At 30.8% G+C, this 7242-nt stretch carries 4 protein-coding genes and 1 pseudogene; 3 read left to right on the forward strand and 2 right to left on the reverse strand.

Annotated elements, in window-relative coordinates:
- The first annotated feature begins 272 nt into the window (after positions 1–272).
- Positions 273–983 (forward strand): alpha/beta hydrolase, encoded by a 711-nt coding sequence (locus BXU11_RS16750; RefSeq protein ID WP_369803226.1) that lies wholly within the window; start codon positions 273–275, stop codon positions 981–983.
- 52 nt (positions 984–1035) lie between these two features.
- Here BXU11_RS16750 and BXU11_RS16755 read toward each other — a convergent pair whose 3' ends face one another.
- Positions 1036–3906 carry a triple tyrosine motif-containing protein gene (locus BXU11_RS16755; RefSeq protein WP_078213357.1) on the reverse strand — a complete coding sequence of 957 codons (2871 nt, stop codon included), beginning with the start codon at positions 3904–3906 and terminating at the stop codon, positions 1036–1038.
- A 347-nt stretch (positions 3907–4253) separates the two neighbouring features.
- Here BXU11_RS16755 and BXU11_RS16760 point away from each other — a divergent pair, with 347 nt between their 5' ends.
- Positions 4254–5267, forward strand: coding sequence for a carboxypeptidase-like regulatory domain-containing protein (locus BXU11_RS16760; RefSeq protein WP_189318557.1), 1014 nt, complete (start codon positions 4254–4256; stop codon positions 5265–5267).
- Positions 5268–5270: 3 nt separating this feature from the next.
- Here BXU11_RS16760 and BXU11_RS16765 read toward each other — a convergent pair whose 3' ends face one another.
- Complete coding sequence (locus BXU11_RS16765) at positions 5271–6320, reverse strand: carboxypeptidase-like regulatory domain-containing protein (protein ID WP_078213359.1); 1050 nt, start codon at positions 6318–6320, stop codon at positions 5271–5273.
- A 349-nt stretch (positions 6321–6669) separates the two neighbouring features.
- Between BXU11_RS16765 and BXU11_RS16770 the strand changes: the two are divergent.
- Positions 6670–7242 (forward strand): annotated as a pseudogene (locus BXU11_RS16770) (regulator); the annotation flags it as partial.

The following is a 7242-nucleotide window of genomic DNA, read 5'->3' on the forward strand; positions in this document are numbered from 1 at the left end:
GCTTTGAAAAAACCTTTTATTAAACAATTGGAATTTATAGTACTTTTATGCTTCTTAAATTTAGTAAAAAAGAAGCTAAATTTGACTTTTTATAAAAAAATAACAATATGCCAAAAAACAACACTCAATCTTCAAAAAATTTAGAGATACCAAAATTTATTATCCTAATAGCTAAGCTATTCGCTTTTTTATCCACTAAACTTGTAACTCGATTTGCGGCCAAACTTTTTGTGACACCCATAAAACATAAAACACCAAAAAGAGAGCATGCTATGGATACCAACAGTAAAAAAGTAAGAATCACTGTTCCGGCTATTCAAAAAGAAATAATGACCTACCACTACGGAAACGGTGACAAAAAAATACTATTGGTACATGGTTGGTCAGGACGAGGAACGCAATTATTCAAAATAGCCGACGAATTGATTCAAAATGGCTATGCAACTGTAAGTTTTGATGCGCCTGCCCATGGAAAATCTGCTGGTAGCACTACCATTATGACCGACTTTATAGCATCAATCCATGAAATTGAGCGTCAGTTTGGTCCCTTTGAAGGTATTGTGGGGCATTCACTTGGGGGCATGTCAACCTTAAACGCCATAAAAGAAGGGTTGAAGGTAAACAATGCTACAATTATTGGTAGTGGTGATGTTGTGCAGGACATCCTCAATGATTTTATTTTCAAATTACAATTGAATAAAAAAATTGCCATTCATTTAAAAGATTTTTTCGAAGCTAAATATGGTGGACGCATGGATGATTATTCTGCTTACAAAGCGGCCCAAACTATTCCTATTCCGATCTTGGTCATTCATGACAATGATGATTTGGAAGTTCCAGTTACCGCTGGCATACATATTCATGAACATTGTAAAAACAGTACTTTACTTTTGACAAACCAACTGGGACATCGAAAAATATTGGGCGATAAAACTGTCATAAAAACTACTGTTGAATTTATTCTTGCTAATTCAACTGACTAATAACTGTATTAAACCAAAAACGCAACTTTAACAGTCGCGTTTTTGGCAATCCTTAAATTTTCATTAAAAAACCGATCAAATTCTCCTTTTTATTTAAATCTAATTTTTTTCGCAACCTATATCGGGCCAACTCTACACCACCTCCCGAAATATTCATAATCTCTGCAATTTCTTTCGTGGACATGTTCATCAATAGATAGGTGGCTAAATCTAATTCTCTGGGAGTTATGGTCGGACAGTGCTCTTTTAATCTTTTCAAAAAATCATAATGGACGTTCTTGATGTGTTTTTCCAAATCGGTCCAACTTTTATCTGAATTTACCTCTTTTACGATGCTCTTTTGTAGTTTGGTAAATTGCGTTTTCACACTTTCTTCTAAGCGGTCATGATTGATTTCTTTTAGCTTATGAATGATACCATTAAGAATTTTATTTTTCTTAACTACCTGTAAAGAGTTATTTACCAGTTCTTTATCCTTCGCTAAGATTTTGATTTTCAACTTATCATTTTTCAATTTTTCTATCTCTTTTTCTAGCGCATATTGCTCTAAACGAATTTTGGATTCTTTCTCTAAATACAATCTTCTTTGTTCAATCGTTTCATAATATTTATTTTTTCGAATTTTAGCTTTTACTCTATCTTGAACAAAGAGAATAATGGCCACAGCTATAATCGCATAGAATAAATAAGCGAAAAAATTACGGTACCAAGGCGGAAGGACTGTGAATTTTACGGTTTCTTCTTTTGATTGAATTCCATAACTGTTTCGAACTTTGACTTTCATACTATAGGTTCCTTCGCTCAAATTAGTATATTCTTTAGTAAAAACTCGTGACCAAGAACTCCATTGTTCGTCAAAGCCTTCGAGCTGATAAGAAAACTCTACGTTATCTAAATTCTCATAAGTGGGAGATGAAAAAGAAAACTGAACATGATTGGAGGAATAAGGAAGTGTATATTTTTTAGCTTTTTCAGTTCCATTACCAAATAGTAATCTATCTTTTGGAAAAGTAAAATTTCGGATAAATGCTTTTGGTGTGGTTACAAAATTATTTGCTTTTAATGGATTATAATGTGCCAATCCATCGGTTAGTCCAATAAAAATATTCTCTTTGTCAATAGCATTTATGGCAATGAAATTATGCACTAATTCTCCAGTTAGATTAGAGAATGGAGCAACATTATTAACGTAAAATCTGTTTTGTTTTTGTAACATACCTAATCCTTGTCCATAGGTATACCAAATATTACCAAGCTGATCTTCGTAAACCAAAGCAACTGCAGGTATCTTTTTAAAAAGTAGGCTTACCGTTTTGTCTTCAAAAAAAGTTTCTTGTTCGTTAGAGTATCTAAAAAAATGATTTTGGGTTTGAAAGTAGATTTTATCCTTCAAGCGTTGAATACTAGTTATACCTTTATATTGTTTTGAAATGGATCGATGGGTCTTAATTGCCGTAAATCTTTTTAAATCGGCACTCAACATCATTTGATGAAGCAATCCATCTTTTATTATCCAAATCATTTCTTCATCAATTTCAAAATGACTTGAAGCATTGTCAAATCCTGCAATTTGATGGCTAAATTTCCAATGGGCTCCTTTCTTTTCAAATAAGGCAAATCCACTATAATTAGAACCAATCATTACGTTTTCATTTCCAGGAATTTTTTTAAAGCCAAAATACCCTTTGTTGTCTAATACTTCACTCACTCGACCACCTTGAATAACCAGAGCTCCATTATTATTGCCACATAATAATTGATTATCAACCACTTGAATATTCCAAGACTGTCCTGTAGTTCCTTCAACTAATTTGAACACATCTTCCTTAAAATTCTTAGTCCAACTGTGAAAAAAAACACCTCTATTTGTGGCTACATAAAGATTTTGATCATGTACTACAGAGGCATATACTGTACTAATATCATAACTAAAACCAAAATAGGTAAACGGAGAATTCTCATTGACAAAAGCAATACCATTATCTAATCCTAACCAAATATTATTTTTATTGTCCACAAAGGAGGTTAAAACAGTGTTGTTTTGCAAACCTTTTCTGTGGTTGATAAGTTGAATAATTTTTCCATTGGTATCACAAACCACAATTCCGTTCAAAACGGTGTTGATTACAATAAAATTATGTTGTATTGCGATTGCTCCTAAGGAATTATTTTTTTTCACAAAAGCATTCGTTTCTGTATTCCAAGATTGTAAGGATCCATTGGTATAGGTAAAAAGCCCTTTATTTAAGGTAGCAATTAATAATTTTTGATTGGGTAATGGAATGATACTCCAAATTTCCGTCGAATTAAGAGCCTTAGTCCCTGGCAATGAATACAGTTTTTTGTTTTTATATTCTAAAATACCATTGGCAATATCTTGTAAGTATAATTTACCATCAACTAAAAAGGAGAATTGAAATCGCTTAGGGGCTTTTATGATGGTAAGGGTATTGTTTTTATAATAAAATACTTTTGAAAATGCTTGAAAAGCTACACCATTGTCTACTAAATGAATTTTCCAGACAAAATCTATGGTTTCGACCACTTTTTTGGGTAATAAATGAGTTAATGAATGATACATTAATTTACCTTTTGCATTGGGCTGGAAAAAACCAAACTCATTATACCCACCTACAAAAATTTTTCCACTTGCATCAATCTTAACCGATCGAATCGCCTCAGAATTCTTCATCCTGAATCTTCTCCAAGTCGTACCGTCAAATTGAAACAAACCATCATTATTGGCAAAGTAAAGATTTCCGTTTTTATCTTGATCTATACCCCAATTTTGAGTGCCTCCTTTATAATCAGCTCGGGTATAATTTTTAATATCGGGTAATCCTATGTTTTTTATTTGCCCTAATAAAGACGAAACGTAAAATAAGAGTAAAATGGCATAAAGGGTAGATTTTAAATGTCTCATAAAAGTAAGCGTAGGTAAAAATTGTTTATAAAAACGAAAACGTTTTCATTTTCTTAAAAAAAATACTCAAACTGGGTTATACATTATTTATATTTTGTTAAAATTACAAAAATGTAGCTTTTAAGACAAATGTAGTGTTTATTTTAGTTTTTATAATTTTTAAAAATATCAATAAAACATATTTAAAATACATATAATCAATATTTTAAAATAAAATTGATGTGTTTTTATAAAGTTTATTTATTTAAATTGATGTGTTTTTGTAAGGAATTTTTATTGAGAATATCAAAAAAATAGCCTTAGTATTGCTGAAAATTAAATAAATAATTAACCTAAATTTTAGAAAAATGAAATTCACAAAAACATTTATTCTCTGTTTTTCGTCACTCTTATTTTCTTTATATGGCTTTGCACAAGAGGCCATAATAAACGGTAAAGTAATGGACGAAAATGGACTATTTGTACCAGGGGCAACAATAGCTGTAAAAGGCACAAAAGTAGCCACTAGTACCGATTTTGATGGTAGTTTTAAAATCAAAGCCCCATCTAATGGAACACTAGTAGTTAGCTTTATTGGGTACAGTACCATTCAAGAATTGATTAACGGTAGAACCAAAATTGATTTCAAATTAAAAACTCAGTCTCAAGATTTACATGAAGTGGTAATTAATGTTGGTTATGGAACTCAGAGAATGAAAAATTCAACAAATGCAGTTGTTAAAGTTAAGTCGGAAGCATTTGAAAATCGCCCTATCATATCTGTTGCTCAAGCAATACAGGGTAATGCGGCAGGAATTAATGTTGTCCAAACTTCGGGAAAACCAGGTTCAAGTTTTGATGTAAGAATTAGAGGGCTTAGTTCTATAAATTCAGAAAACTCACCTTTGTACGTTGTTGATGGAATCCAAACTAAAGATATTTCTGGCATAAATGCAGAAGACATTGTAGATTTATCCATATTAAAAGACGCAACTGCAACAGCTATATATGGTGTGAATGGTTCTTCTGGAGTAGTAATTATAACCACTAAAAAAGGAAAATCAAATAAAAATGATTTTCAATTTAGCTCCTACTTAGGGTTTTCAAAAGCGGTAAGTAACGTAGACGTTCTAAATTTAACAGATTATAAAACATTAATAACTGAAATTAATCCCAATTATTTAACAACTGCAAATGATGCAAAATATGCAGGAAAAAACACAAATTGGCAAGATGAAATTTTGAAGACAGGTATTGATCAAAATTATAACTTTTCCTATGCAGGAGGTACAGATAAAATAAAATTTTATGGAGCTCTAGGATATCAAAAAGTAGAAGGTATAATAAAAACCATCCGATTAATGATATTCAGCTTAATCTGATTTTTAGCAAGATACAGATTTGCATTTATATTTAACAGATGTAAGCATGAATATCGATTCAATCGGATGGTTCTTTATTATACCTTCTACTTTTTGATATCCTAGAGCTCCATAAAATTTTATTTTATCTGTACCTCCTGCATAGGAAAAGTTATAATTTTGATCAATACCTGTCTTCAAAATTTCATCTTGCCAATTTGTGTTTTTTCCTGCATATTTTGCATCATTTGCAGTTGTTAAATAATTGGGATTAATTTCAGTTATTAATGTTTTATAATCTGTTAAATTTAGAACGTCTACGTTACTTACCGCTTTTGAAAACCCTAAGTAGGAGCTAAATTGAAAATCATTTTTATTTGATTTTCCTTTTTTAGTGGTTATAATTACTACTCCAGAAGAACCATTCACACCATATATAGCTGTTGCAGTTGCGTCTTTTAATATGGATAAATCTACAATGTCTTCTGCATTTATGCCAGAAATATCTTTAGTTTGGATTCCATCAACAACGTACAAAGGTGAGTTTTCTGAATTTATAGAACTAAGCCCTCTAATTCTTACATCAAAACTTGAACCTGGTTTTCCCGAAGTTTGGACAACATTAATTCCTGCCGCATTACCCTGTATTGCTTGAGCAACAGATATGATAGGGCGATTTTCAAATGCTTCCGACTTAACTTTAACAACTGCATTTGTTGAATTTTTCATTCTCTGAGTTCCATAACCAACATTAATTACCACTTCATGTAAATCTTGAGACTGAGTTTTTAATTTGAAATCAATTTTGGTTCTACCGTTAATCAATTCTTGAATGGTACTGTACCCAATAAAGCTAACTACTAGTGTTCCATTAGATGGGGCTTTGATTTTAAAACTACCATCAAAATCGGTACTAGTGGCTACTTTTGTGCCTTTTACAGCTATTGTTGCCCCTGGTACAAATAGTCCATTTTCGTCCATTACTTTACCGTTTATTATGGCCTCTTGTGCAAAGCCATATAAAGAAAATAAGAGTGACGAAAAACAGAGAATAAATGTTTTTGTGAATTTCATTTTTCTAAAATTTAGGTTAATTATTTATTTAATTTTCAGCAATACTAAGGCTATTTTTTTGATATTCTCAATAAAAATTCCTTACAAAAACACATCAATTTAAATAAATAAACTTTATAAAAACACATCAATTTTATTTTAAAATATTGATTATATGTATTTTAAATATGTTTTATTGATATTTTTAAAAATTATAAAAAACTAAAATAAACACTACATTTGTCTTAAAAGCTACATTTTTGTAATTTTAACAAAATATAAATAATGTATAACCCAGTTTGAGTATTTTTTTTAAGAAAATGAAAACGTTTTTCGTTTTTATAAACAATTTTTACCTACGCTTACTTTTATGAGACATTTAAAATCTACCCTTTATGCCATTTTACTCTTATTTTACGTTTCGTCTTTATTAGGGCAAATAAAAAACATAGGATTACCCGATATTAAAAATTATACCCGAGCTGATTATAAAGGAGGCACTCAAAATTGGGGTATAGATCAAGATAAAAACGGAAATCTTTACTTTGCCAATAATGATGGTTTGTTTCAATTTGACGGTACGACTTGGAGAAGATTCAGGATGAAGAATTCTGAGGCGATTCGATCGGTTAAGATTGATGCAAGTGGAAAAATTTTTGTAGGTGGGTATAATGAGTTTGGTTTTTTCCAGCCCAATGCAAAAGGTAAATTAATGTATCATTCATTAACTCATTTATTACCCAAAAAAGTGGTCGAAACCATAGATTTTGTCTGGAAAATTCATTTAGTAGACAATGGTGTAGCTTTTCAAGCATTTTCAAAAGTATTTTATTATAAAAACAATACCCTTACCATCATAAAAGCCCCTAAGCGATTTCAATTCTCCTTTTTAGTTGATGGTAAATTATACTTACAAGATATTGCCAATGGTATTTTAGAATAT

The sequence above is a fragment of the Flavobacterium sp. LM5 genome, from assembly GCF_002017945.1.
GTDB lineage: Bacteria > Bacteroidota > Bacteroidia > Flavobacteriales > Flavobacteriaceae > Flavobacterium > Flavobacterium succinicans.